General features: G+C 47.7%; 18 protein-coding genes. 17 read left to right on the forward strand and 1 reads right to left on the reverse strand.

Annotation, left to right across the window (positions count from 1 at the left end; genetic code table 11):
- Positions 1-33 precede the first annotated feature (33 nt).
- The 12 genes from OCU21_RS05125 (at position 34) to OCU21_RS05180 (ending at position 16,536) form a co-directional block, all read left to right on the forward strand.
- The gene (locus OCU21_RS05125; protein WP_261806393.1) at positions 34-1,263 is read left to right on the forward strand and encodes an AI-2E family transporter; all 1,230 of its coding nucleotides are present in this window, start codon (positions 34-36) and stop codon (positions 1,261-1,263) included.
- Positions 1,264-2,369: 1,106 nt separating this feature from the next.
- Positions 2,370-2,879: a tRNA (uridine(34)/cytosine(34)/5-carboxymethylaminomethyluridine(34)-2'-O)-methyltransferase TrmL gene (gene trmL / locus OCU21_RS05130; RefSeq protein ID WP_261806394.1), complete on the forward strand. Its 510-nt coding sequence runs from the start codon at positions 2,370-2,372 to the stop codon at positions 2,877-2,879.
- Between the two features lie 110 nt (positions 2,880-2,989).
- The gene (locus OCU21_RS05135) at positions 2,990-5,443 is read left to right on the forward strand and encodes an FtsK/SpoIIIE family DNA translocase (RefSeq protein ID WP_261806395.1); all 2,454 of its coding nucleotides are present in this window, start codon (positions 2,990-2,992) and stop codon (positions 5,441-5,443) included.
- Positions 5,444-5,508: 65 nt separating this feature from the next.
- Positions 5,509-6,798, forward strand: a complete 1,290-nt coding sequence (locus OCU21_RS05140; protein ID WP_261806423.1) for a M16 family metallopeptidase — start codon at positions 5,509-5,511, stop codon at positions 6,796-6,798.
- On the forward strand, positions 6,776-8,017 hold the full coding sequence (gene yfmH, locus OCU21_RS05145; RefSeq protein WP_261806396.1) for an EF-P 5-aminopentanol modification-associated protein YfmH: 1,242 nt from the start codon (positions 6,776-6,778) through the stop codon (positions 8,015-8,017). Before OCU21_RS05140 ends, yfmH begins: the two co-directional genes overlap by 23 nt.
- Positions 8,014-8,754 (forward strand): elongation factor P 5-aminopentanone reductase, encoded by a 741-nt coding sequence (gene ymfI, locus OCU21_RS05150; protein WP_261806397.1) that lies wholly within the window; start codon positions 8,014-8,016, stop codon positions 8,752-8,754. The genes yfmH and ymfI overlap by 4 nt, the downstream gene beginning before the upstream one ends.
- 81 nt (positions 8,755-8,835) lie before the next feature.
- Positions 8,836-9,741, forward strand: coding sequence for a helix-turn-helix domain-containing protein (locus OCU21_RS05155; RefSeq protein ID WP_261806398.1), 906 nt, complete (start codon positions 8,836-8,838; stop codon positions 9,739-9,741).
- 21 nt (positions 9,742-9,762) lie between these two features.
- Positions 9,763-10,347 (forward strand): CDP-diacylglycerol--glycerol-3-phosphate 3-phosphatidyltransferase, encoded by a 585-nt coding sequence (pgsA, locus tag OCU21_RS05160; RefSeq protein ID WP_261806399.1) that lies wholly within the window; start codon positions 9,763-9,765, stop codon positions 10,345-10,347.
- 119 nt (positions 10,348-10,466) lie between these two features.
- On the forward strand, positions 10,467-11,711 hold the full coding sequence (locus OCU21_RS05165) for a competence/damage-inducible protein A (RefSeq protein WP_261806400.1): 1,245 nt from the start codon (positions 10,467-10,469) through the stop codon (positions 11,709-11,711).
- Positions 11,712-11,798: 87 nt separating this feature from the next.
- Entirely contained in the window at positions 11,799-12,851 is a 1,053-nt protein-coding gene (gene recA, locus OCU21_RS05170) for a recombinase RecA (RefSeq protein WP_261806401.1), read from the forward strand.
- Positions 12,852-13,230: 379 nt separating this feature from the next.
- The gene (gene rny / locus OCU21_RS05175) at positions 13,231-14,808 is read left to right on the forward strand and encodes a ribonuclease Y (RefSeq protein ID WP_261806402.1); all 1,578 of its coding nucleotides are present in this window, start codon (positions 13,231-13,233) and stop codon (positions 14,806-14,808) included.
- 627 nt (positions 14,809-15,435) lie between these two features.
- Positions 15,436-16,536, forward strand: coding sequence for a glycosyltransferase family 4 protein (locus OCU21_RS05180; RefSeq protein WP_261806403.1), 1,101 nt, complete (start codon positions 15,436-15,438; stop codon positions 16,534-16,536).
- A gap of 132 nt (positions 16,537-16,668) precedes the next feature.
- Here the strand turns inward: OCU21_RS05180 and OCU21_RS05185 are convergent, their stop codons facing one another.
- Positions 16,669-17,334, reverse strand: a complete 666-nt coding sequence (locus OCU21_RS05185; RefSeq protein ID WP_261806404.1) for a YigZ family protein — start codon at positions 17,332-17,334, stop codon at positions 16,669-16,671.
- Positions 17,335-17,346: 12 nt separating this feature from the next.
- Between OCU21_RS05185 and OCU21_RS05190 the strand changes: the two genes are divergently transcribed.
- From OCU21_RS05190 to prfB, 5 genes are all read left to right on the forward strand, one after another.
- Positions 17,347-18,723 (forward strand): helicase-related protein, encoded by a 1,377-nt coding sequence (locus tag OCU21_RS05190; RefSeq protein ID WP_261806405.1) that lies wholly within the window; start codon positions 17,347-17,349, stop codon positions 18,721-18,723.
- The gene (locus OCU21_RS05195) at positions 18,723-19,415 is read left to right on the forward strand and encodes a ComFC family protein (RefSeq protein ID WP_261806406.1); all 693 of its coding nucleotides are present in this window, start codon (positions 18,723-18,725) and stop codon (positions 19,413-19,415) included. The genes OCU21_RS05190 and OCU21_RS05195 overlap by 1 nt, the downstream gene beginning before the upstream one ends.
- A 114-nt stretch (positions 19,416-19,529) precedes the next feature.
- Positions 19,530-20,099, forward strand: a complete 570-nt coding sequence (hpf, locus tag OCU21_RS05200; protein ID WP_261806407.1) for a ribosome hibernation-promoting factor, HPF/YfiA family — start codon at positions 19,530-19,532, stop codon at positions 20,097-20,099.
- A 349-nt stretch (positions 20,100-20,448) separates the two neighbouring features.
- A complete protein-coding gene (secA, locus tag OCU21_RS05205) occupies positions 20,449-22,812 on the forward strand; it encodes a preprotein translocase subunit SecA (protein WP_261806408.1) in 2,364 nt (787 codons plus the stop codon).
- Between the two features lie 184 nt (positions 22,813-22,996).
- Positions 22,997-24,113 (forward strand): peptide chain release factor 2 gene (gene prfB / locus OCU21_RS05210; RefSeq protein WP_261806409.1). Its coding sequence is split into 2 segments (ribosomal slippage): positions 22,997-23,068 and positions 23,070-24,113, totalling 1,116 coding nucleotides; the frame shifts between segments, so codons are not numbered across the junction.
- Positions 24,114-24,122 lie beyond the last annotated feature (9 nt).

Genomic DNA, 24,122 nt, shown 5'->3' on the forward strand with positions numbered 1-24,122 from the left:
CGTGCGCAAATAAGGCTGATAAGGAGGGTGCCGATGGCTGCAAGAAAATCTGAGTCAAAAAAACCAGGTTCGTGGTTTTATCAATGGTTCCTTAACAATAAAGTTACGGTCGTTCTGATCAATTTGTTGCTTTTCTTGGCGGTGATCTGGGTTTTTGCCAGCGTTAGTTGGGTCTTTCAACCAGTTGGTGAATTTCTAGGGATGGCCTTACCGCCGATCTTATTAGCGGGGATCCTGTTTTACCTGATCGAGCCGTTAGTTGAATTGGCGGAACGTCATTTGAAAATACCCCGGATCCTAACGATCTCGTTGATCTTCGTGGCGGTTTTTGCCTTGATCGTTTGGGGGATCGTTACTTTGATCCCGATCATTCAAAAGCAAACCCAGCAGATCCTAGATAATTGGCCGCTTTATTGGAAGAATATCGAAAATACGTTTCGCAAGATCCTGAATGATTCGGAACTGGCTAAGGTCCGTGACCAAGTCAATCAGCAATTGCAGAACGTTTCGACTGAGTTTACCAAACAATTGAATAATAGCGTTTCTAATTGGTTCAGTAATATCGGCTCGGCGGTTGGCGCGGTCACCAATGTTTTATTGGTTTTAGGGACAGCGCCGTTCATTTTGTTTTTCATGCTGAAAGATGGACCTAAATTTAAAGGTTACGTGGTGCAATTCGTACCAACGAAGTTTCGGAAGTCGACCAGCGAACTGTTGACGGCCGTCAATCTCTCTTTAAGCAATTATATCCGCGGTCAACTGACTGTCGCTTTTTGGGTCGGGCTGATGTTCTCCGTTGGTTATGGGATCATTGGACAAAAATATGCCCTGACTTTAGGCGTGCTGGCGGGCTTTCTTAATTTGATCCCTTATTTGGGTTCTTTTTTGGCGATCATTCCCGCTTTGATCATTGCCGCTTTCACGAATTCTTTCATGGTCGTGAAAGTCTTGATCGTCTTCATGATCGAGCAGACGATCGAAAGTCGGGTGGTCTCACCGCTGGTCGTGGGGAGCAAGATGGAGATGCATCCCGCGACGACCTTGATCCTCTTACTGGCCGCCGGTAAAATGTTTGGCTTGTTAGGTGTGTTGCTGGGGATCCCAGTTTATGCTGTGGTCAAAATTTTAGTCACTCGTGGTTTTCAGTGGTTCAAATCGGTCTCCGGCCTTTACGATGAAGAGCCTAGCGCGCCGTTACCGGAAACTTTGCCGCCAGGATCGCCGACGCCGCCAACTAAATCAGATACTGAAACTAAAGAATAGTTGGCGAAGGACGAGGTCATTGATCATAGATTTTTCAGAAAATGAATTTTTTTCGAAGAATACGCTTGCCAACGATGAAAATTGCGTGGTATATTATGTAGAAGGTCTAAGTCGTACTTTTATCAAGGGTTTCCTTTGCTAAAAGTGTCGGTGAAAATCTTACTAATGTAGCTTCTCGCTGTTGAAAAACCGAGGGGCTACATTTTTGTTTACAATTATTCAACAATAATAACTGTAACGAGGATTTCGGCGTGGCATTTTTTAGCAAAACAGGGGAGCTAATGCCTGATCGTCAGCGCAAGCGTGATCGATTTCTAGAATTATCGGTTTCTCATTGGTTACAATTTTGGCTCACCGTCATTTTGCTTGTGTTGATCAGTGGTGGGGATGGCTTTCTTGATCGCGCTTCCAAACCGATTGCTAGGTTAATGCTCACAAGCAACCCGGCTCGCTGCGCACTCTGATTTGAAACGTGTTCGCCGACCTAGCTCCTTGCGCTTAACTACGCTAGGGTTCCGGAAGCAAGGAGCGCTTCCAAAATCCTAGCTAGGTTAATGCTCAGGAGCTGACCAGGTCGGCTCGCACTTTGGTTTTGAAACGTGCTACGCGAGCCTGCTTGTTGCGCTTAACTACGCAATTGTTCCGGAAGCAAGGAGCGCTCCCAAAACAATTGCTAGGTTAATGCTCACAAGCAACCCGTTGTGCGGCGCACTCTAGCTGAAACGTGCTGCGCGAGGATTGGCTGTTGTGCTTAGCTACGTCATTGTTCCGAAAGCAAAAAGCGGCTTTCAAAACCATGACTAGGCTAATGCTCGCAGCCACCCATCCTCGCTCCGCACTGTGATTTGAAACGTGCTACGCGAGCCTGCTTGTTGTGCTTAACTACGCGATTGTTCCGGAAGCAAGGTGCGCTTCCAAAACAATTGCTAGGTTAATGCTCACAAGCAACCCGGCTCGCTGCGCACTCTTTTGTCTGGGGTCTAACTATGTTAGAATGAACGTTGAATCTGTCTGCTGATCGTGCTTTTTTGTGGTCGGTCGCTAGGCAAAAATAATTTTTAGATGTTCTAGTTTAAATGATATAAATGAATGGTCGAGGTAAGAAAATGACAAATCATATTGCGCTTTATCAACCGTTGATGCCGGCCAATACTGGCAATATCGCGCGAACTTGCGCGGCGACGGATACTGTTTTACATTTGATCAAACCGTTGGGCTTTCAGACGGACGATAAGCATTTGAAACGGGCGGGGTTAGATTATTGGGATAAGGTTCGTTTGGTCTATCATGATGATCTCGCGGCTTTTTTGGCCACGGTTCCTGACTTAGAGCGACTGTATTTGATCACAAAATTTTCGGACCGGGTTTATAGTCAACCAGATTTCTCAGATATCAAGCAGGACCACTATTTTCTTTTCGGAAAAGAAACGACGGGTTTGCCTGAGGATTTCATGCGCGAGCATCAAGCCAATTGTTTACGGATCCCCATGACGGAAAATGTTCGGGCTTTGAATCTATCTAATACGGCGGCCTTGGTGATCTATGAAGCGTTGCGGCAACAAAACTTTGCGGGGCTAGAGTTGACGCACCGTTATCCCCATGACAAGTTGAAATAGGGGCCTGTTGGGAATATATCTGCGAACCAGCGGCTTTAGAGTTGCCAGTGGGGGCTTGGGCCTGATCAACCAGCACACGCGCAGAGAACGAGAAAGGAATGGGGACAAAGATGGCGAAAAAGAAGACGAAGCGACGCAAAACAGCGAAACGGCGGCGCAAAAATGCTGATCTGACCATGAATATCGTCGGATTGGTTTTTGTACTCCTGGCGATCCTGGCGATTTTTCGTTGGGGTTTTTTAGGCAATCTTTTCGCCAACACTTTCCGTTTGTTTGTAGGCGATACTTATTTGATCGCGGCGGTGATTTTTGGGATGACCGGGCTTTACATGCTAGTTCTGGGACACTTTCCCGACCGGATCCCGGCCAAGCGACTTTGGGGCATGATTTTAGTTTATTTTAGTAATTTGATTTTAGGTGCGGAGATCCTGTTTAAGCATAATGAGATCCACAGTCAGTTTCTGAAAATGGTTTGGCGTTTGTTGCAGGCGGATTTTCGTCGGGGCCGCGTGACGCAATCTGTTGGTGGTGGAATGATCGGGACGGGCGCTTACACCGTCACTTTCTTTTTGGCCAGTAATTGGGGAACGATCTTGATCGCACTGATCATGATGATGGCGGGATTGATGCTCTTTACTAATTTGCCATTTAGTGATCTAGTCCGTATTTTACAGAAAATAGCTGGATGGTTACAATTAGGTTTTCAAAAAACCGCACGTGGTCTCCGCAAATTTCATGACCGCTTTTTCCAAAGCAAGGCTGAGCTTGATCAAGCTCAAGATCAAGCAACAGCTACGGCACCAGCGCAGCCTACTGAAGCTGTTGAGCCGGCACCAGCGGCGACAAGTCCCGCCGATAAAAGTCAAACTTCGGTGGACACGGTCATGGCGACCACTTTTGCGTCAGGGACGACGTCTGCTCCAGCAGAGGCGGAAACGGATGAAGGCCTGCCGCTCCCTCACGATGGGTTTGATGTTCACTTCACGCCCACTGGTGGGGTCGTTGACGCGGCAAGCAAGCCACAAGCGAGTGCCGCTAGTGATCCCGTTGAGGCGCCGGCAAAAACAAGTCGACCTGTTGCGCCACCAGAGACAGTGGCACATCATGATTATGATCATTATCAATTACCGACCACCGATCTTTTGAGTACGATCCCACCAACCGATCAGTCTGGCGAAGTCGCTTTGATCCAGAAAAATCGTGCGACTTTGGATCAAACTTTTCGGAGTTTTGGCGTTGATGTCAAGATCATTCACGCGGATCTGGGCCCGACTGTGACAAAGTATGAGGTCAAGCCTGGACTAGGGGTCAAGGTCAATAAAATCGTGAATTTGGCTGATGATCTGGCCTTGGCGCTGGCTGCCAAGGATATTCGGATCGAGGCGCCGATCCCGGGGAAACCATATGTGGGGATCGAGGTACCTAATCGGACGATCGCTACAGTTTCATTTCGAGAAGTTATCGAGAAGCAACCCCGTCATCCGGGGAAAGTGCTTGAAGTGCCACTGGGCAAGTCCGTGACAGGTGAGGTCATCAGTGCTGACTTGACCAAAATGCCCCATTTACTGATTGCCGGTTCGACTGGCTCAGGTAAATCTGTCATGATCAATGTGATCATTACCAGTATTTTGATGCACGCGCGGCCGGATCAAGTTAAATTGATGCTGATCGATCCCAAGATGGTCGAATTATCGATCTATAATGATATCCCTCATTTGCTTTTGCCAGTTGTGACCGAGCCGAAAAAAGCCGCTAACGCCTTGAATAAGGCGGTCAGCGAAATGGAAGATCGTTATCAACGGTTTGAAGCGGCAGGAGTTCGCGATATCAAAGAATATAATGCCAAAGTCCACCAAAACAATAGCGACAAGGCCAACCCGGTGATGACCGAGATGCCTTATTTAGTGATCGTGATCGATGAGTTGGCCGATTTGATGATGGCTGCGGGTAATGAAGTCGAGACGGCGATCGTCCGTTTGGCGCAAAAAGCACGTGCGGCCGGGGTCCATTTGATCATTGCGACACAACGTCCCTCTGTTGATGTCATTACTGGTTTGATCAAGGCTAATATCCCTTCACGGATCGCGTTTGCGGTCTCCAGTGGGATCGACTCTCGGACGATCTTAGACATGAATGGCGCCGAGAAGCTGCTTGGTCGTGGAGATATGATGTATGCGCCGCTGGGGTTGTCTAAGCCAGTGCGGATCCAAGGCGCTTTTATCTCGAGCAAAGATGTTGAGACGATCAGTGATTTCGTTAAGAACCAGCAAGATGCCGATTATGATGAAGAATTGATCGCCCATGTCAATGATGTTAGCGAAGATGGTTCTTCAAGCGAACATGATGAACATTTTTCAGACGCGGTGGCTTATGTGATCCAAGAAGATAAGGCCAGCACTTCGATGATCCAACGGCGTTTTCGGATCGGTTACAATCGAGCTGCTTTGATCATTGAGGACATGGAACAAATGGGCGTCGTTGGCCCCTCAGAAGGTAGTAAAGGTCGGAAAGTTTTGTGGACGCTGGCCAATTATCAGCAATTCATAGCGGCCACAGACACTTAGTATCAGTCTTATTTGTCTTAAAAAGTACCAGTAATTTATGTAGATCGAGGTTTTATTAATTGAGAGTGACTCTTCAACCTGGTGTGCGTGCGACCTGGACGACCACTACTAAATTTCAAACGAATGCCATCGAATGTCATTTTTTGCAGGCCGTGACTGCCGCCGATTTTGGTGAAATGAATTTACTCAGTCGTATTTTGACCAGTGGCTGTCAACTTTATCCTCATAGCGAGCAATTAAGTGCGGCGCTGGCAACGCTTTATGGCGCTGACTTGCAGATCAGCAATCGGCCGATCGGTCAATGGCATGATCTGACCGTGCGACTATCTTTCGTCGAACCGCAAGAAGATGACCATAATTTCACGGCTTGTTTAGCGTTGCTTGGTGAGGTTATTTTTCATTCATTGTTGACCACACCGCAAGCGGCGCAGATCTTTGCTGTCGAAAAGCGGGCCTTGCTCAGTGAATTGCGGGACTTACAAACGGATAATGGCTTTCAAGCTTTTTCCCTGACCAAATCTGCTTTTTTTCAGCAAACAGCTTTATCTGAAAATCTAGCGGCGCCGGCAGTAGGAACGATCGCGGAAGTCCAAGCAGTTGACTTAGCGCGCTTGCAGGATCTTTATCGGGAGATTTTGAGCCAATGGCCTGTGGAGATCGGGGGCTTGTTTCGGCAAACACCAGCAGCTTTGACGGCTCGTTTACAAACGGCCTTGCCTTTTTGCCCGCGAACGACCGCGATCCAGCAGCCAATGGTGGTCAACACACCGCAACGCCCTTTGCAAAGGGTGGAACAGCAGATCGTTGGCGCCCAAAGCCGACTTTGCTTGGCTTACAGCACCGATACACCGTTACAACAGGCGCAATGGGACCAATTGCTGGTCTTGGGGCAAGTCCTTGGCGGCAGTGAACAGTCCCTGCTTTTCCAACAAGTTCGAGAACAGCATGGGCTTGTTTATGATATCAGTGCTTATTTTGATTTCACTATGGGTTGGCTGCTGATCGATGCAGGCGTTACCGATTCGCGATTAGGTCAGGTCCAAGCCCTAGTAGCCGCGGCGTTGACGCAGATCCAACAGGAGCAGACACCGCTAAGTTTATTGCGTTTGGTCCAGGCGGATCTGTTGAAACATCGGGAAATGGTGGTCGATTCGCCGCAACGATTATTGAATCGGCAGTTGAATCAGGTGATCCAGCCACAACGGCAGCGTTCAGATGCGCAATTCACGGCGGCGATCCAAGCGATAACGCCAGCGACTTTAGCAAAAAGTGTGACTTTATTGCATTTGCAAGTCGTGACGACTTTATTAGGTCGAGAGGAGGGGCAGGGTCATGACGACATTAAAGCTGACTAATGGCTTGACGATCGACCTGATCGACAAGCCAGGCTATTTGGGCCAATTTGGCTTGGCGATGGTCGACTTTGGCGCGATCGATCGGCGCTTCCCCCTAAGTGCCGAGCTGACTCAGGAACTACCCGCAGGAACCGCTCATTTTCTGGAACATCAACTTTTTAATAAAGCGAGTGGTGATATCAGTGAGCGTTTTGCGGCCAATCAAGCGGAGACCAACGCCTTTACGACCCCTTCGAAGACGGCTTATTATTTTTCTGGGGCAGGTCATTTGACGGCCAATCTTGAATTATTGGCGGAATTGGTCGCTGAGCCTTATTTCACGGCGACCAGTGTGGAGAAGGAACGGCGCATCATTGGTCAGGAGCTTGACCTTTATCGCGATCAACCTGACTGGGCCTTGGTCATGGGACTGATGGCGCGGCTTTATCCGGATCAACCGATCGCTGATGATGTCGGGGGCTCGCCTGCGACTTTGGCGCAGATCACGCCAGAACTTTTGTTGGCGGCGCACCATTATTTCTATCAGCCGCAGCGGATGCGGGTCAGCGTCGTCGCCGATCTGGCCAAGGTCGATCTAACAACTTATTTTCAAACCTCTTCGCGCTGGCGCGCTCTTGGGCGCGCAAGTGAAGCGGTTTCTAGGCAGCAAATCGCGCCGATCCCCGCGGAAAGAATAACACCGACCCAGATCGCTGGTCCCACGAAGATCGCCTTAGGTTTTCGGGGCACACCAGTAGTTTCCGCAAATGATGCGATGACTTTACAGGTGGATCTAGAGCTGATCTTGAGCACTTTATTTGGTGAAACTTCTCAGCGCTGGCGCGAATGGCGCGACGAAGGTCTGGTTGATGATAGTTTTCAATTCACCACCACTGTCGAACGAGCGTTGAATTACGTCCTGATCACGACCAATACTCCTGAGCCAGAGCGATGTTTACAAATGATCCAGGCGGCGATCATGACGGAGTCGGCGCCGGACCCAACGGTTTTCGCATTAGTGCGGAAAGAAATGATCGGCAATGTGATGTTCAGTCAAGATAATTTGGAAAATCTCGGGATCGAAGCGGCCGAATTAGGTTTCTATCACTGGGATTCAGCGAATTTATTGGCTTATTTGCAACAAGTTCAGCTGACCACTGCTTGGCGCCGCACCAAGGCGTTTATTGCAACCAGTCAAGTCGCTGATTTTCGATTATTGGGAGACGATGAGATCTTATGAGTAAGCAAAAATCGCCAGGGCGGGCGATCGTATTTGGCGCTTCTGGAAATATCGGCGCCGCGATCTGTCGTCAATTAGCGGCAAAAAATTGGTCTATTTCGTTACATTATTTTCATCATCGGGAAGTTGCGTTGCAGTTAGTAAACACGCTACGTCATGACTATCCCAATCAAGATTTCCAAGCCTTCTTTGGGGATCTGACCCAAGCGTTACCGCCGGACTTAGGGCAAACGTTTGGTGATTTTCAAGCGCTAGTTTTTGCCCAGGGGACTACTGATTATCAGTTATTCAGCACAATGAGCGCTGATCAGATCCAGCAACTTTTTCAATTGCATTTATTGACACCACTGCAATTGATCCGCCAAGCTGAAGCAAAGTTACTGCAACAAGCGCACGGTCGGATCGTTTTTGTCGGTTCGATCTACGGCGCGGTCGGTAGTGCGATGGAAGTGACTTATAGCGCGGTCAAAGGCGCTCAAACAAGTTTTGCTAATGCCTATGCGCGTGAAGTCGCTGGTAGTGGCCTCACAGTCAATGTGGTCGCTCCTGGCGCGGTGGCGACGGCGATGAACGCTGAATTTTCAGAAAACGACTTGGCGGCATTACGTGAGGAGATTCCGTTAGGCAGACTGGCGCAACCGCAAGAGATCGCTTTGTGGGTCAGTAATCTGCTTGATCCACAAGCCGACTATTTAACTGGTCAAACTCTTTATGTCAATGGCGGCTGGTTAAAGTGAAATAATAAAGGATTCTTAATAGGTCTACTATGGAGAGTATGATATAATAATGACGATAATAGTTGGTGGTGAAGAGAATCGATGGACGAAGTAGGAAAAAAATTACGAAGTGCCCGGATCGAGAAAGGGTACACGTTAGATGATCTGCAGCAAATCACGAAAATCCAAAAGCGGTACCTGATCGCGATCGAAGAAGGTAACTTCGATCAGCTGCCAGGCGATTTTTATGTGCGCGCGTTCATTAAACAATACGCGGAAACAGTCGGTTTAGATAGTCATGAGTTATTAAGTGATTATCGGGATACGATCCCTGAAACACAGCCACAAGAATATGCTGAAAACTCGATTGAAAACAAGAAGCGGACTTTGCATGATGAGACCAATTCTTTTGGCTATTGGTTGCGCAACAATACTGGGAAGATCATTATTGGTGTTGTGATCGTGATCGTAGTCGCCAGTCTTTATTTCTTTGCAGTCCGTGCGGCGAAACAGCGTAAGGCCCAGATCCCTGATAATAGTTCCGCGCTGACTTCCTCAATTAAGAGTCAGTCAAGCAGTCAGAAGTCTAGTACCTCTAAGAAAGATTCATCGAGCTCGAAGTCAAGCAGTCAATCAAGCTCTAGCTCGTCGAAGAAAGCAACGTTGAAAGTGACTGAAAGTGGGACTAACGCTTTCACGATCACCGGGCTCTCGACCACAGAAACCAATCAATTGACCATTGGCGCCTCTAGCAGTTCTGCCTGGGTCCAAGTTACTTTTCCGAATGATAGTTCAAGCAGTTGGCAAAGCGTTTTGACTGCAGGTGGTAGTCATCAATTGACGATCCCAGCAGGCACCACGTCCTTTACGTTACAAAGCGGCAATACACCGGCGACTACTTTAAAGGTCAATGATCTGACGGTTTCATTACCGACAGGAACTTCAGTCGTTCAGACCTTTACTTTCACAGTAGCGGCGGATGAGAGTTCCAGCAGTGTTTCTCAATAATTATTCGGGTGGTTTTGTGGCATGAATTTACCAAATAAATTAACAGTTTTTCGGATCATTTTGATTCCGGTCTTTATTCTGCTACTGGTTTTTAACTGGCCGTGGGGGCAGCTCAGTGTAGCTGGCTCGGTCATTCCTTTACAGCAATTGATCGCGGCCGTCGTTTTCATCGTCGCTTCGTTGACGGATCTACTTGATGGCAAAATCGCGCGGAAGCAACATTTAGTGACAAATTTCGGCAAATTCGCAGATCCGTTAGCGGATAAAATGCTTGTAATGACTGCGTTTATTTTCCTGGTTTCGCTGGGAAAAGTTCCTGCTTGGGTCGCGGCCATCATCATTTGCCGTGAATTAGCGGTTACTGGTTTGCGGCTACTGATCGTTGAACAAGATGGTCAGGTCATGGCAGCGGCGATGCCGGGTAAGATCAAGACCACCACGCAAATGTTGGCGATCGTCTTCTTGCTATTGAACGACATTTTCTTTGCTGGGATCCACTTCCCAATCGGCGCGGTCTTGCTTTATATCTGTTTATTCTTTACAGTTTATTCAGGCGCAGATTACTTTATCCAGAATCGGAACGTTTTCCACGATACTAATGATTAACAAAATATAAAAACGACAGAACGTAAAACGCGATTTGTTTTCCGGTGCGGTCGTTTTTTGTTTTTTTATTGGTTTTCAGTAAAAAAGCAGTTGTTCGCGTATTTATAGGAGGTAGCGGTTTGAAAGCAGAAATCATTGCAGTAGGAACAGAGATATTACTGGGCGAGATCGTTAATAGTAATGCCCAAGTTGTCGCGCAATTATTGGCGCGACTAGGGATCACGGCACAATATCAAACGGTCGTTGGCGATAATCCCCAACGGCTAACACAGGTGATCAGCGCGGCCGAGCGGCGTAGTCAAATCATTTTTCTGATCGGTGGATTGGGACCGACACCTGACGATCTGACCAAACAAACCTTGGCGACTCATTTACAGGTGACTTTGGCGCAGGACCCAGCGGCGGTGGCTAAACTCGTTGCTTGGCACCAACAAAAACAACAACCGATGCCGGCGAACAATTTGGCTCAGGCTGATTATCTAGCTGGTGGTGAGGCTTTAACTAATTCGATCGGCTTGGCTGTAGGGAGTTATTACGCGACCGATGAGCATTTTTATTTCATCTTGCCAGGACCTCCACGTGAATTTAAGCCGATGTTGATGGAACAAGTCCAACCGCGCTTAAGCCGGCTAGTTGGGCATCAGCAAGTGTTCGTTTCTGAAATGGCACGCTTTTTCGGTATCGGCGAATCACTGATGGCCGAAAAGTTGCAAGATCTGATCGCCGACCAAACCAATCCAACTTTGGCCACCTATTTAAAGCATTACGAAGTCGGGGTCCGGATCACAGCCGCAGCTCCCACGGCCTCTGCGGGCACGGCTTTGATTGCGCCGCTGCTAGCTACAGTGCGACAGCGGCTAGCGCCCTATTATGTTGGACTAGGTGAGGATCGTACCTTGCCCCAAGAAGTTCTGGATCTTTTGCGGCAGCAAGGTGCCACAGTCACAGCTGCGGAAAGTCTGACTGGTGGTGCTTTTCAAAAAATGTTAACGGATCTGGCCGGCGCCTCTGAAGTTTTCCCTGGTGGCTGGGTCACTTACGCTAATCAGGTCAAGGCACACTTATTGGGGATCGCGCCAACTTTGATTGCTGAGGCTGGTGTTGTTAGTGCACCAGTGGCACAAGCAATGGCTGAGCGCGCGCGCCAGATCCTAGATACTGATTTTGCTTTAGGTTTTACTGGGGTCGCAGGACCAGATGAATTAGAAGGTCAGGCAGTGGGGACCACCTTTATCGGGTTAGCCCAACGGCATCAGCCGACGCAAGTGGTGGAATTTCATTTTGCTGGTGTGCGTAACGAGATCCGCCAACGCGCTGCTTTAAGTGGCTTCAAACTGCTTTATGATCGGCTACAAGAACATTAGAACATTTGTTCGCATTTTTCTTGATTTTTGGCTACCAAATCGGTAGAATTAGAGTTGTGACTAAGCAGAGGCTTAGAAGGAGGACGTATGGCTAAAGATGAACGAAAAGCAGCGTTAGACGCTGCGCTGAAAAAAATTGAAAAGAATTATGGTAAAGGCGCCATTATGCGGATGGGCGATAAAGTCGATACGCAGATCCAGACGATTTCAACAGGATCTCTAGCCTTAGATAACGCCTTAGGAGTCGGCGGCTATCCCCGTGGTCGGATCGTTGAGATCTACGGCCCTGAAAGTTCTGGGAAGACGACCGTCGCTTTGCATGCCGTTGCTGAAGTGCAAAAGCAAGGCGGGACTGCTGCCTATATCGATGCGGAGAACGCGATGGATCCTGCCTACGCGACTTCATTAGGCGTTAATATTGATGATCTATTACTTTCGCAGCCAGATACTGGTGAGCAAGGTTTGGAGATCGCGGATGCGCTGGTGACCAGTGGCGCCGTTGATATTGTTGTGGTCGACTCAGTCGCGGCCTTGGTTCCTCGCGCTGAGATCGAAGGAGAGATGGGTGACGCCCATGTTGGTCTGCAAGCTCGCCTGATGTCACAGGCGTTGCGGAAGCTTTCCGGATCGATCAATAAGACCAAAACGATCGCGATCTTTATCAACCAGATCCGAGAAAAAGTAGGGATCATGTTCGGTAATCCAGAGACGACCCCGGGTGGTCGCGCTTTGAAATTCTATTCCACGATCCGTTTGGAAGTTCGCCGCGCCGAACAGATCAAAAATGGGACTGACATTATTGGTAATCGGACAAAAATCAAGGTCGTCAAGAATAAAGTAGCGCCGCCATTTAAGGTGGCTGAAGTAGATATCATGTACGGGTTAGGCATCTCTCGTAATGGTGAATTACTAGATATGGCTGCTGAGAAGGATATCATTAAGAAGAGTGGTTCTTGGTATTCCTATCATGACGAACGGATCGGGCAAGGTCGTGAGAACGCGAAGCAGTATTTGACCGATCATCCAGAAATGGAAGTTGATGTTCGGCATCAAGTACGGGTCAGCTACGGGATGGATCAGGATTCGGCTGATTCAAGTGCAACAGTTGACGAAACAACCTTACCGATCGGCAAAGATTAAAACGGCGTTATAACGGTAGCGCTCATGAACAGCTCGATTATGAAGCTATTGGTTGAGGTGGGCGATTTTTTTCGATTCGCATAACGCCGTTATAAGTAGTGGGATGCACTATAAGTATTGAAAGGGCACGCTGTTTCAACCTTGAATGAGGATAGCCGTTATGCGGCTATCCTCATTTTTTTATCTTGATTTTACAAGAATCTTGCTTCGATCGGCCTGCAAAAAAGGCCTTGGAAGTAGGAAATAATTGGTCGTGACAATAACCTGAGATTGACACACTATCGGCTAACGACTAGAATAGAAAGTGTGTAATCAATCTAAAATTTAACATCTTTAAAAATTACTTTCAGTATTTTTTGATGATGCGGAGGTGGATAGTATGGATAGAATAGGTCCTAGCCTACCAATAATCCTCGTAGTCGCATTCATCATGTTGGCGCTTGGTGTTGTTGTCGGTTATTTTATTCGTAAGGGGACTTACGAGGAGCAATTAAAAGAGGCTCAAGGAACAGCTGAGGATATTATTACCAGGGCTAAGAAAGAAGCAGAAACTGCAAAAAAAGAAGCACTCGTCGAGGCGCGTGATGAAAGTCATCGCTATCGCACTGAGATCGAGACTGAATTAAAGCAACGACGGAACGAAGTCCAGCGTTCGGAGAATCGTGTCGTTCAACGTGAAGAAACTTTGGATCGTAAAGATGATGCTTTAGATAAGAAAGAAGCTAATCTTGACGATCATGAAGCGCGCTTAAATAACCGTCAGGCAAAACTTGAACAGCAGGAGACCAAGGCACAGAGTCTGGTCACTGAACAGGAGACGGAATTGCAACGGATCGCCAATTTGACTAAGGCGGACGCGCGCCAAGAGATCCTTTCGGAGTTGAATGATCAATTGACTCATGAACGGGCCGTTCAGATCCGTGAAAGTGAAGCGGATGCGAAACGAGCGGCTGACAAAAAAGCCAAAAGTCTGGTCGTCGACGCGATCCAACGTAGTGCGGCTGACTTGGTCACCGAGAATACGGTCACTGTGGTCAATTTGCCTAATGACGAAATGAAGGGTCGGATCATTGGTCGTGAAGGTCGAAATATTCGAACTTTGGAAACGTTGACTGGGATCGATCTGATTATTGACGATACGCCGGAGACAGTTGTTTTAAGTGGCTTTGACCCAATCAGGCGGGAGATTGCCCGGATCGCTTTGGAGAAATTGATCCAAGACGGGCGGATCCATCCGGCTCGAATCGAAGAAATGGTTGAAAAAGCTCGCAAAGAAATGGATGAACGGATCCGTGATCTCGGTGAGCAGGCGATTTTTGAATTAGGGATTCATTCGATGCATCCTGATTTGATCAAGATCGTTGGTCGGCTCCATTTCCGGACGAGCTATGGTCAAAATGTTTTGAACCACTCGATCGAAGTGGCGAAATTATCTGGAGTTCTTGCTTCTGAACTTGGTGAAGACGTGAATTTAGCGAAACGCGCAGGATTATTACACGATATTGGTAAGGCAATCGATCATGAAGTTGAAGGATCTCATGTTGAGATCGGCGTCGAATTAACGACGAAGTACCATGAACCAGAAGTGGTGATCAATACCATCGCTTCGCACCACGGAGATGTCGAACCCACTTCAGCGATCGCTGTTTTGGTGGCGGCGGCTGATGCGATTTCAGCGGCACGCCCTGGGGCACGCTCTGAATCATTAGAGAATTATATCCACCGTCTAGAGAAACTGGAAAATATCACCACCGCTTTCCCGGGGGTCGACCACAGTTTTGCTATTCAAGCTGGGCGTGAGGTACGAGTGGTCGTTAAACCGACCGAGATCTCTGATGATCAAGCTGTGATCTTAGCACGAAACATCCGTAATAAGATTGAAAATGAATTGGAGTATCCTGGTCATATCAAGGTAACTGTGATCCGGGAAACTCGGACCATCGAATATGCCAAATAGCCGGTTTCCGGCTATTTTTTTCTGATCATTTTTTAAAACGTGTTCGTCGCCCCAACTTTTTCTGCTTAACTACGTGAGTCTTCCGGAAGCAAAGTCCGCTTCCATAATCTTTGTTAGGTTAATGCTCAAAGTCAAACCGTTGCACTCCGCACTTCGATTTGAAAACGTGCTCACCGACCTAGCTTCTTGTGCCTAGCTACGCAACTATTCTGGAGGTTTAGAGCGGCCTCCAAAATGGTTGCTAGGCTAGTGCTCAGAAGCTGACCAGGTCGGTTCGCACCCTGATCTGAAACGTGCTGCGCGAGGATTGGCTGTTGCGCTTAGCTACGTCATGGTTCCGAAAGCAAGGAACTGCTTTCAAAACCATGACTAGGCTAGTGCTCGCAGCCACCCATCCTCGCTGCGCACTGTGATTTTTGAAACGTGCTGCGAGGTACAGATCGCTGTGCCTTAAAGTATCTGCTTGCCAAATCTGCTCCGCGGCTTAGTCAACCAGATAAATTAATGCTCACGGTCTAACCGCACCTCTCCGCACTTTTTGATTTAGAAATTTAATCGAAATAAAATGTTAAACTTGGCGTAACCGTTGTATAATGAATGTTACTGAGTGAGAAAGCGAGCTTATCCATGTTTAGTATTATTGTTAAACTTTTTCTGACGATGATCATTGCAGCGGTGATCACCCCTTTTGTGCGGCGGATCGCCTTTGTGCTTGGCGCCGTTGATAATCCTAACGCCCGCCGCGTCAATAAAAAACCAATGCCGACGATGGGCGGTCTGGCGATTTTTATCGCCTTCAATTTTGCTGTATTTGTTTTATTACGGCAACAGTTCCCAACTCATGAACTTTTAGGGATCACCATGGGCGAGTGTGTGATCGTCTTGACGGGGATGATCGATGATATCGACGAATTATCGCCGAAGAAAAAAATGCTGGGGATCATTATCGCGGCCATGATCGTTTATTTTGTGGCTGGTGTGCGGATGAATCTTCTGACGATACCTTTTGTGGGGACATTTCATCTGGGCTGGTTCAGCTTCCCGATCACTGTGTTCTGGATCATGGCGATCACCAATGCGGTCAATCTGATCGATGGCCTTGACGGGTTGGCTACTGGCGTGTCGATCATCGCGTTGTTCACCATGGGCGTGATGGCGTATTTCTTCCTTTCTGTTCCTAATACTTATGTGGCGGTTTTGATTTTCGCGCTGGTCGCAACGTTGATCGGTTTTTTGCCCCACAACTTTCATCCGGCCAAGATTTTTCTAGGGGACACGGGCGCCTTGTTTATTGGCTTTATGATTTCGGTGCTATCCCTAAAAGGGCTGAAAAACGTAACCTTTATTTCTTTGGTTATTCCAGTGGTCATTTTGGGCGTTCCGATCACCGATACGGTCTATGCGATGTTACGCCGACTTTTGAATCGGCGACCGATCTCGGAGGCAGACAAACATCATTTGCATCACCGTTTGATGCAGTTGGGGCTGTCCCATCGGCAAACTGTTTTGGTGATCTATGGCTTAGCATTGATTTTCTCGTTTATCGCGTTATTGTACCCACTATCGTCACTTTGGGGGAATATTCTGTTGACGATCGCAGTCTTGATCGGCTTGGAACTCTTTGTTGAAGTGATCGGCCTGGTTGGTGAAGACCGGCAACCATTATTGCGGGCGATCCAGCGACTAGTAAAAAAAATGGAACGTCATTCTGACGGTTCTGATAATTAGGTTTTTGGATAAAAAAAGGATTTTGTGATTTTTAAAAATTATATCTGGGCTAGAAAAAGCACGACGCTGATAATTGGCAGAGTCGCGCTTTTTATTTGGTCGCAAAAGCGGCCTTTTGGCAAAAAATTCAGTTTATTCAGTCAACCGGACCTCGCGAAACGCGCTAGCTAATTCCGTGATGGTCACCTGCCCGCGCAACCAATTTTTGATCTGGGTCAATTGGACAGTAGCAGTGGCTTGATCAAGCCAGATCGTTAAACTGACGGCAGTGCCGTACTCACTGGCGGTGACTGCGATTTTTTGTTGGCGTAACTGGTTCTGCAGAAAATCTAGTTCGCTATAAGCAAAAGTCAATTTAAAAGAGCGTTGTTCGATCCCTTGGACCAGTCCGGCAGTATTCAGGGCGGCGCTGGTTGCTTGACCATAAGCGCGGATCAACCCGCCGGCGCCTAATTTGATCCCGCCAAAATAACGTGTGACCACACAAAGCACGTTATTTAGGCGCTCTTGTTGCAGAACATTGAGGATCGGGGAGCCAGCTGTTCCCGAAGGTTCACCATCATCACTCATTCGCTGGATCTCATTGGCTAGACCTAATTGATAGGCGAAGCAATGATGGCTGGCTTTATTGTGTTGTTGGCGGACAGTGGCCAAGGCCGTTTGGGCGGCCTGTTCGGTTTCGACGCGAAAAACCTGACCGATGAAACGTGATTTTTTGATCAATAATTCGGCGCTAGCATTTTGGGCGATCGTTCGATAAGTTTCGATGAGAATCAATTCCTTTGCGTATCTATTCATGGTGAGAAAAACATGGTGAGAGAAATGATGAATGGGGAACAAGAGATTATCGCGAAGTGGGGGTCGCTTCTTTCGGGGCGGCAATTACTTTGGTCAACATTGCCGACCGAATTGCAACAGGACCTGACGTTGGCGCTGAAGGTCGGGCACTTGCAACAAATTGAAGTTTTACCCGGTAGTCGGGTGCGTGGGCAGGATCGGTACTGTCAACGCTGCGACAGTCGTTTGACCGCTACGGCACGATTACCTAACGGTCAATTCTATTGTACCGCGTGTCTGGCTTTGGGTCGAGTGACCCAAGGAAGTTGGCTTGTGCGCTTAGCCAATGACCAGCTTGAACCGGTTCGAGATCAAGTTCTGACTTGGAGTGGAGAATTGACCAGTGCGCAGGCAGATTTGACTGCGGCGCTTCTCAAGACCTACCAGCAGGGAGCTAAGGTGCAGTTGCTGTGGGCGGTTACTGGCGCTGGTAAAACTGAGATCACTTTTCCATTGATCGCCAGTTATTTGGCCCAAGGTGGTCGTGTTGGCTTTGTATCGCCTCGTGTTGATGTTTGCAATGAATTATTTCCCCGACTGCAAGCCGCCTTTGTGGGAACCAGCGTCGGTCTCCATCACGGTCATCAACATAGTGACAGTGAAGGTGAGCAATTAGTGGTGGCAACGATCCATCAATTGATCCGTTATTATCAGGCCTTTGATCTATTGATCGTCGATGAAGTCGATGCCTTTCCTTATGTCAATGATCCGATGCTTGAGCGCGCCTTAGATCGAGCGGTCAAGCCCAACGGTCAACGACTTTATTTAAGTGCGACTCCGCCAGCCAAATTGCGACGGGCCGCGCGTCAAGGCCGCTTGCCGTTACATTATTTGGCCCGTCGTTTTCATGGGCGCCCGTTGATTCAACCACGAGTAGTCCTTGGTGAAGTCTTTCAAAAAAATAGCTTGAGTCAGCGGTTACGGCGATTACTGACGCCTTGGCTGGCTCGTGGACGCCGTCTGTTAGTATTTGTGCCACAAGCGGCGGCCTTACCACAATATTTGGCTGCATTCAGCTTGACCTTCCCCCAAATGAGTTGCGCCACCGTCCATGCGCAAGATCCTTTACGAACAGAAAAAGTAGCCGATTTTCGTGCGGGTCAAGGGCAGATTTTGTTGACGACGACGATTTTGGAGCGGGGGGTGACCTTAGCTCATATCGACGTGCTGGTTTTGGCAGCCGATCATCCTAATTTTAAGGTGGCGAGTTTGGTGCAGATCGCGGGACGTGTTGGTCGGGCCTCGGTCGATCAGGGTGATCAGGTCGTTTTTTTCAGTCGCTATTATTCTTGGGCGATGGGCCAGGCTTGCCATCAAATCAAACACTTGAATCGTTTGGGTGGGTTTTGATGGCGCAGTGTTTGCTTTGTGGGCAACGCTTCAGTCCTAATTACTCATTACGGTCGCTATTACAGGTACGCTCATGGTATTTGGATCGTGTTTGTCCACTTTGCTGGTGTCATTTTGAACCGATCTGTGCAACTAGCGCTTGTCCCCAGTGCGGTCGGCCGCAATCGCAGGCCGTTCTTTGCTATGATTGTCAGCGTTGGCGTGAGCAACAACAGTTTCTGACTAATCGAGCCTTATTTAAGTATAATCAGGCGATGCAGGCGTATTTTCAGCAGTATAAAGGGGTCGGGGATTATCGCTTGCGTGGGGCTTTTTCCGGGTCGTTACGCCAAGCATTGGGCAAAAACAGCACCGCCAACACATTGATCGTGCCGATCCCGACTAGCCCCAGTCATTTGGCTGAGCGGGGGTTCGATCCAGTCTTAGGGCTATTGGATCCGGCTTGCCGGCCATCATTGATTTTAGCCAGTCGCGATCATCAGCAACACCAGGCGCAACTTTCACGCGCGGCGCGTCTGGCCAGTCAACAATATTTTTATTGCCCCCGATCCTGTCCCCAGTCAAGGCACGATCAGCCGATTTTATTGGTCGATGACATCTATACCACTGGCCGGACTTTGTTACACGCGCAAACCGCGTTGCGACAGGCGGGCTATCAAGGTAAGGTGACAGCCTTGACTTTGGCACGGTAAACTTTTTTCGTTTTTATGGTCTTTTCATTGTTAAATGGTAAGCGCTTCGATATAATAAAGGTGAGCCAATCATTATCATTGGCTACTGATGTAACTTGAAAGGAGCGAACGACTATGTTATCGTTCAATGTTCGTGGTGAAAATATCGAGGTTACCGAGGCAATTCGGAGTTACGTGGAGAAACGCTTAAGCAAGTTAGATAAATATTTTGAAGAGCCTGCTGATTCAATTGCCCATGTTAACCTAAAAGTTTACACAGATAAGACCGCAAAAGTCGAAGTGACGATCCCACTGCCATATTTGGTTTTGCGGGCCGAAGAAACATCTCCTGACATGTATGCCAGTGTCGATCTGGTCACAGATAAGCTTGAACGGCAGATTCGCAAGTACAAGACAAAAATCAATCGCAAGAGCCGGGAAAAGGGAATCAAGAATTTCGAATTGACGGGACCAGCTAATGGCGCGATCGATGTTCCTGAACAAGCACCTAAGGTTAAAGATGAGATGGTCGTCGTTCGGACTAAGCGTCTCTCACTGAAGCCAATGGATTCCGAAGAAGCTATTTTACAAATGAATATGTTGGGTCATAATTTCTTCATCTTTGAAGATGCGGAAACAAATGGCACGAGCATTGTTTATCGGCGCCGTGATGGCCGCTTCGGCTTGATCGAAACTGACGAATAGAGCCAGTTGTTCTGATTTTGCATCAATGATCAGGACGATTGAAAAATCAAAATAAGATTTAGCGTAAATGGTCGCGTTTAAGCGTGACCATTTTTGTGTGGTGCGTTTTTTGGACAGATTCTGCTCAGAGCCCAGCGATTTAGTCAGGATTAGCCCTTTTTTTATTCACTGATTTTCGTTACAATAGTCATAACGTTGTTGCGAGAATAGGTGCACTGGGGATTTCTTGGCTAACTTATTCTTTTTATTTGGGTCTATCCATTCACACCCAAGTGTTTTAATGATAAAATAGATTGAATACTGTCAAATGACAAATAGAATTAGATTGACAGGAGAGGAATTCTGATTTATGGCGAATATTTTAAAACGATGGATCGAAAGTGATAAACGCGAGGTTGCACGGATGGGCAAGATCGCGGATAAGGTTGAGGCTTACGCCGACCAATTCGCTGAACTTTCCGATGAAGAATTACAAAGCAAGACAGAGAAATTCAAGGCTCAATTAGCGGATGGCGCGACCTTGGATCAAGTTTTGCCGGAAGCTTTCGCAGTGGTCCGTGAAGGCTCACGTCGAGTTTTAGGTCTGTATCCATTTAGAGTTCAGATCATTGGGGGTATTACCTTACATGAAGGTAATATCGCTGAAATGAAAACTGGTGAAGGTAAAACTTTGACGGCAACGATGCCGGTCTATTTGAACGCGTTAGCGGGCAAAGGTGTCCATGTCGTCACAGTCAATGAGTATTTGTCTTCTCGTGACGCTGAAGAAATGGGCGAGTTGTACAAGTGGCTCGGTTTGACCGTCGGCTTGAACTTGAACAGTAAAAACACCGATGAGAAGCGCGATGCTTACAATTGTGACATTACTTATTCAACGAATAGCGAACTTGGCTTCGACTATTTGCGCGATAACATGGTGGTCTACAAAGAACAAATGGTTCAACGTCCTTTGAATTACGCGATCGTCGATGAAGTCGATTCGATTTTGGTCGATGAGGCGCGGACACCGCTGATCATTTCTGGACAGGCAACAGGCTCAACGGCCATGTATGTGCGGACCGATCGCTTCGTCAAGACTTTAAAAGAAGATGACGATTATAAGATCGATTGGCAGACAAAATCAATTTCATTAACGGAACAAGGCATTCAAAAAGGCGAGGCCTATTTTGGCACCAAGAACCTGTATGACATTGATAATACGGTCTTAAACCACCATTTGGATCAAGCTTTGCGGGCGAATTACGTGATGTTACGTGATGTTGACTATGTGGTCCAAGACAATAAAGTTTTGATCGTTGACCAATTCACCGGTCGGGTGATGGACGGTCGGCGTTATTCTGATGGTTTACACCAAGCGATCGAAGCCAAAGAAGGCGTTAAGATCGAAGAAGAATCCCAGACGATGGCGAACATCACTTATCAGAACTATTTCCGGATGTACAATAAGTTGGCCGGAATGACAGGGACAGCCAAGACGGAAGAGGAAGAATTCCGTGAGATCTACAATATGGATGTTATCTCGATCCCGACGAACCGGCCGGTGATCCGGGTCGATCATTCGGATCTGCTTTATCCATCATTGCGGAGCAAATTCAACGCAGTCGTTGGTGATATCAAAGAACGTCATGAAAAGGGTCAACCGATCTTGGTCGGGACTGTGGCCGTTGAATCTTCGGAATTGTTATCTCATTTATTGGATCAAGAGCACATTCCTCATGCGGTCTTGAATGCCAAGAATCATAAAAAAGAAGCCGAGATCATTATGAACGCCGGTCAACGTGGTGCGGTCACGATCGCGACCAACATGGCTGGACGGGGGACCGATATTAAATTGGGACCTGGTGTGGTCGAATTGGGTGGTCTTTGTGTGATCGGGACGGAACGTCATGAATCTCGCCGGATCGATAACCAGTTACGAGGTCGTTCTGGTCGTCAAGGCGATCCTGGTGTGACTCAATTTTACTTGTCTTTACAGGATGATCTGATGAAGCGTTTTGGTTCTGAACGAATCAAAGCCTTCCTTGATCGCTTGAATGTCACTGAAGATGATCAAGTGATCCAATCACGGATGATCACCAAGCAAGTCGAAAGCGCGCAAAAACGGGTCGAAGGTAATAACTACGACACGCGGAAAAACACGCTCCAATATGACGATGTTATGCGGCAACAACGTGAGGTCATTTATAAGCAACGTCAAGAAGTGATCTCCGCAACTGACAGTTTACAAGATGTCATCTTACCGATGATGAAACGTACGGTCGGTCATCAAGTCGACATGCACACCCAGGGCGCGCAAACCGAGTGGAATCTCCAAGCGCTTTATGATTACGCCTTGGCTTGCTTAGTCAGTGATCAGCAATTGAAATTGAGCGATCTTGAGGGCAAGTCAGTCGATGAATTGAAACAACTATTGGTCGACTTTGTTGAAGCGAATTATCAGGATAAGAAGAAGAAATTGGTTGATCCGACTCAAATGTTGGAGTTTGAAAAAGTCGTGATCTTACGGGTCGTTGACGATCATTGGACTCAACATATCGATGAGATGGATCAGTTACGGCAGTCGATCGGTCTTCGGGGTTATGGGCAAATGAACCCACTGGTCGAATACCAAGAAGAAGGTTACCGGATGTTCGAAGAAATGATCTCCGATATTGACTATGACGCGACACGCCTGTTTATGAAGGCTGAGATCCGTCAAAATATTCGCCGGTAAGGGAAAATTTAAAACACGAGGGCGCTGAACAAAATGAAGATAATTTTGGGGCGCCCTTTTGTTAGCGTTATGGCCATTGAGTCTGGACCTGATCGACGCAGTTTTTTTAAAATTAGGAGGAGACCGCTGAGTCGAATAGGTCGATCAGGCCGCTTAGTTTAGTTATCTTGAAAGGAAGAGCTTTATGGAATTAGCCGAGATCCGTCACGCTTTAGATGACGCCCGCACCAAAATCAATCAATTCAGGGGGTCTCTTTGACTTAGATGCCCTCGCGGAAGGAATCGCCGCAAATGAAGACGAGATGAGTCGCCCTGATTTTTGGAATGATTCGGAAAAAGCGCAAAATGTCATCGACGATAATAATAATTTAAAGGAAAAGTACGACAATTTTAATCAGTTAGTTACATTAGCGGCGGATATTTCTGTTACGCTAGAGTTATTACAAGAAGGACCAGACGCAGAGCTGCAAAGTGAAGTCGAAAGCGATCTGGCCAAATTGCAAAAGCAATTACAGGATTATGAGTTGAATCTTTTGCTGGCAGAGCCTTATGACAGCAATAACGCGATCTTAGAGATCCATCCTGGCGCTGGTGGGACTGAATCCCAAGACTGGGGTGCGATGCTGTTACGGATGTATCAGCGGTGGGCAGCTGCCCATCATTTTCAAGTGGAGATGGCCGATTACCAACCAGGCGATGAGGCTGGTTTGAAGAGTGTGACCCTGATCATCAAGGGGCACAACGCTTACGGGATGCTACGTTCGGAAAATGGCGTCCATCGTTTGGTGCGGATCTCACCCTTTGATTCCGCCGGTCGGCGCCACACCTCGTTCGCGTCAGTGGAGATCATGCCGGAGTTGGATCGCTCGATCAATGTGGACATTGAACCCGACGATCTGCGCGTCGATGTTTTTCGTTCTAGTGGTGCTGGTGGTCAACATATCAACAAAACGTCATCAGCGGTGCGACTCACCCATATCCCCACGGGGATCGTGGTCAGTTCGCAAGCGCAGCGGTCACAATTGCAAAACCGCGAGACGGCGATGGCGATGTTGGAGGCCAAACTCTATCAGCGTGAACAGGAAGAACAACGCCAAAAAGAAGCGGCGATCAAGGGCGAACAGCCAGATATCGGTTGGGGCTCGCAGATCCGTTCCTACGTGTTCCATCCTTATACGATGGTCAAAGATCATCGGACCAATTATGAAACTGGTAATGGTCAGGCTGTGATGGATGGTGATCTCGATGGGTTCATTTATAGTTATTTGCAGTGGCAATTACAACGAAAAAATCCGAAATAAAAATTACTG

Origin of the sequence: Lapidilactobacillus luobeiensis, assembly GCF_024345205.1 — a bacterium.
Taxonomy (GTDB): domain Bacteria; phylum Bacillota; class Bacilli; order Lactobacillales; family Lactobacillaceae; genus Lapidilactobacillus; species Lapidilactobacillus luobeiensis.